We start from the raw sequence: 4,339 nt of genomic DNA on the forward strand, positions 1-4,339 counted from the left end.
GCGTGCACCTTGAGAACCGGATACTGCGAGGATGGACACACCAGATGTGTCGCATCCGGGCAGACATCGAACCATTTGAAATGGTCTAACTTGGATTTGTTTTTCGCAAGGCCGCCGAGAGGCGGCCCCGAGAAATTCCTTTTCCTATACTAGAACCATATGAATCGAACGGAACCGATCAGCGAATGACTGAGAGGACCGGACGGGCTCGAAGCCCATATATTTTGGACGGAGAGTTCGATCCTGGCTCAGGATGAACGCTGGCGGCGCGCCTAACACATGCAAGTCGAACGGCACCCCTCTCCGGAGGGAAGCGAGTGGCGAACGGCTGAGTAACACGTGGAGAACCTGCCCCCTCCCCCGGGATAGCCGCCCGAAAGGACGGGTAATACCGGATACCCCCGGGCGCCGCATGGCGCCCGGGCTAAAGCCCCGACGGGAGGGGATGGCTCCGCGGCCCATCAGGTAGACGGCGGGGTGACGGCCCACCGTGCCGACAACGGGTAGCCGGGTTGAGAGACCGACCGGCCAGATTGGGACTGAGACACGGCCCAGACTCCTACGGGAGGCAGCAGTGGGGAATCTTGCGCAATGGGGGGAACCCTGACGCAGCGACGCCGCGTGCGGGACGGAGGCCTTCGGGTCGTAAACCGCTTTCAGCAGGGAAGAGTCAAGACTGTACCTGCAGAAGAAGCCCCGGCTAACTACGTGCCAGCAGCCGCGGTAATACGTAGGGGGCGAGCGTTATCCGGATTCATTGGGCGTAAAGCGCGCGTAGGCGGCCCGGCAGGCCGGGGGTCGAAGCGGGGGGCTCAACCCCCCGAAGCCCCCGGAACCTCCGCGGCTTGGGTCCGGTAGGGGAGGGTGGAACACCCGGTGTAGCGGTGGAATGCGCAGATATCGGGTGGAACACCGGTGGCGAAGGCGGCCCTCTGGGCCGAGACCGACGCTGAGGCGCGAAAGCTGGGGGAGCGAACAGGATTAGATACCCTGGTAGTCCCAGCCGTAAACGATGGACGCTAGGTGTGGGGGGACGATCCCCCCGTGCCGCAGCCAACGCATTAAGCGTCCCGCCTGGGGAGTACGGCCGCAAGGCTAAAACTCAAAGGAATTGACGGGGGCCCGCACAAGCAGCGGAGCATGTGGCTTAATTCGAAGCAACGCGAAGAACCTTACCAGGGCTTGACATATGGGTGAAGCGGGGGAGACCCCGTGGCCGAGAGGAGCCCATACAGGTGGTGCATGGCTGTCGTCAGCTCGTGTCGTGAGATGTTGGGTTAAGTCCCGCAACGAGCGCAACCCCCGCCGCGTGTTGCCATCGGGTGATGCCGGGAACCCACGCGGGACCGCCGCCGTCAAGGCGGAGGAGGGCGGGGACGACGTCAAGTCATCATGCCCCTTATGCCCTGGGCTGCACACGTGCTACAATGGCCGGTACAGAGGGATGCCACCCCGCGAGGGGGAGCGGATCCCGGAAAGCCGGCCCCAGTTCGGATTGGGGGCTGCAACCCGCCCCCATGAAGTCGGAGTTGCTAGTAATCGCGGATCAGCATGCCGCGGTGAATGCGTTCCCGGGCCTTGTACACACCGCCCGTCACACCACCCGAGTCGTCTGCACCCGAAGTCGCCGGCCCAACCGCAAGGGGGGAGGCGCCGAAGGTGTGGAGGGTGAGGGGGGTGAAGTCGTAACAAGGTAGCCGTACCGGAAGGTGCGGCTGGATCACCTCCTTTCTAGGGAGATAAATCTTCTAGAGAGATCAACTTAACTCGAATAGAGGGCAGGAGCCCGTCCGGTTGATGTCGCCCGGAGTAAGTCCCCGCAGCACCCGGTCCCCGGGGTCGCACCCGCGTACCTTGAGAGCCGCATAGCGATAGGAGAGAGATGGAAGATCATTCTTCCAGACTCGATTCTTTTCTGCGATTAAATCAAGAATGATAGCAATCATTCATCCGATCCAAACAAGAAGAATTCACTTATATATGAGTGAGGAGCATCTGATCGCGAGCACAGTCAACTACTGTGCCGCGGTATGAGATACCCGAATTGCGACATACGAGCGCTATTCATGATATCGATTAATTAACTTTAGCGACACGTGGATATCCCGCGGGCCCGAGTGCGGTCCCGCAAGATACCACGGGCGCACGGCGGATGCCTTGGCACAGGGAGCCGATGAAGGACGCGGCAAGCTGCGATAATCCCCGGCGAGGAGCACACATCCTTCGACCCGGGGGTCTCCGAATGGGCGAACCCATGCACAGCAGTGTGCATATCCCCCCGCTGAACGCATAGGCGGGGGGAGGACAACCCGGGGAACTGAAACATCTAAGTACCCGGAGGAGAGGAAATCAATCTCGAGACTCCCCGAGTAGCGGCGAGCGAAAGGGGACCGATGGCCAAACCGTCGAGCGGGCATACCCGGCAGGGGTTCCGCCGACGGGGTTGCAGGGCCGCGCATCCGGGGGCTGCCGCCCCCGGGCGCAGGTCCGGCTGGGGAGCGGAACGGCATGGGAGGGCCGGCCGCAGCGGGTGACAGCCCCGTACGCGAACCCAGACCGGACGGCGCGACGCGGTCCCTGAGTAGGGCCGGGCACGTGAAACCCGGTCCGAACCTGGGTGGACCACCATCCAAGCCTGAGTACTACCCTGTGACCGATAGCGCACCAGTACCGTGAGGGAAAGGTGAAAAGCACCCCGGGAGGGGAGTGAAACAGTACCTGAAACCGTGCGCCCACGAGCAGTCGGAGCACCTTTATGGTGTGACGGCGTGCCTTTTGTAGAATGAGCCAGCGAGTCGCTGGCGCGGGGCGAGGTTAACCGAAAGGGAGCCGGAGCGAAAGCGAGCCTTAACAGGGCGACTTGAGTCCCGCGCCGCGGACGCGAAGCCGGGTGAGCTATCCGTGGGCAGGCTGAAGCGGGGGTAAGACCCCGTGGAGGGCCGAACGCACGTCGGTTGAAAACGGCGGCGATGACCTGCGGATAGGGGTGAAAGGCCAATCAAACCCGGAGATATCTCGTTCTCCCCGAAATAGCTTTAGGGCTAGCGTCGCGCGTTCACCGCCGGAGGTAGAGCACCGGATGGACGAGGGGGCTTCGCCGCCTACCGAATCCAACCGAACTCCGAATGCCGGCGGCCCAGAGCGCGGCAGTCAGAGCATGTGGGCTAAGCTGTGTGCTCGAGAGGGAAACAGCCCGGACCGCCCGCTAAGGTCCCCAAGTTCCAGCCGAGTGGCAAAGGATGTGCGTCCGCCCAGACAACCAGGATGTTGGCTTAGAAGCAGCCATCCATTCAAAGAGTGCGTAACAGCTCACTGGTCGAGTGGACATGCGCCGACAATACACGGGGCTAAGCTGGACACCGAAGCGGCGGGATTTTGATTTTCAGAATCGGTAGGGGAGCTTCCCATGGGCGGAGAAGCCGGAGGGCGACCGACGGTGGAGCGCATGGGAGTGAGAATGCTGGCATGAGTAGCGAGAGACGAGAGAGTAACTCGTCCGCCGTGAACCCGAGGTTTCCTGGGCAAGGCTAATCCTCCCAGGGTCAGTCGGGGGCTAAGGCGAGGCCGGGAGGCGTAGCCGACGCGCAGCAGGCAGACATTCCTGCACCGCGCACGCGGCGCTACGACCGACGGGGCGACGGATGGGGGTGGCTCGGCGGGGTTCTGGACGTCCCCGTGATGGAGCGCGGCCCGCGGACCAGGGAAATCCGGTCCGCATCAAGGGCGAGGCTCCGGACGAAGCACTTAAGCGAAGCGAGTGAGCCCGAGGTCCCTAGAAAAACCCCTAGGCAGGCGCGTGCGCGCCCGTACCGCAAACCGACACAGGTGGGTGGGTAGAACATACCGAGGCGATCGGGTCAACCATGGTCAAGGAACTCGGCACAATGGCCCCGTAACTTCGGGAGAAGGGGTGCCCGCGCGTACGTGAACCGGCTCGCCCGGGGAGCGGAGGCGGGCCGCAGTGGAGAGGCCCAAGCGACTGTTTACCAAAAACACAGGACTCTGCAGAAGCCGCAAGGCGACGTATAGGGTCTGACGCCTGCCCGGTGCCGGAAGGTCACGCGGAGGAGTTAGCCGATTCGGCGAAGCCCCGAAGCCAAGCCCCGGTAAACGGCGGCCGTAACTATAACGGTCCTAAGGTAGCGAAATTCCTTGTCGGGTAAGTTCCGACCTGCACGAAAGGCGCAACGACTTGGGCGCTGTCTCGACCATGGACCCGGTGAAATTGCACTGGTCGTGAAGATGCGACTTACCCGCGGAAGGACGGAAAGACCCCGTGAACCTTCACTGCAGCTTGGCATTGGCCGCTGGTCCCGCGTGTAGAGGATAGGCAGGAGGC

At 62.7% G+C, this 4,339-nt stretch carries 2 rRNA genes; both read left to right on the forward strand.

The annotated features are described in order from the left end of the window. Nucleotides 1-225 precede the first annotated feature (225 nt). Nucleotides 226-1,731: ribosomal RNA gene (locus PMX60_RS10095) — 16S ribosomal RNA — on the forward strand. Between the two features lie 394 nt (nucleotides 1,732-2,125). Beyond that, a 23S ribosomal RNA gene (locus PMX60_RS10100) occupies nucleotides 2,126-4,339 on the forward strand; the annotation flags it as partial.

The sequence above is a fragment of the Collinsella aerofaciens genome, from assembly GCF_028206995.1.
Classification (GTDB): Bacteria; Actinomycetota; Coriobacteriia; order Coriobacteriales; family Coriobacteriaceae; genus Collinsella; species Collinsella aerofaciens_AQ.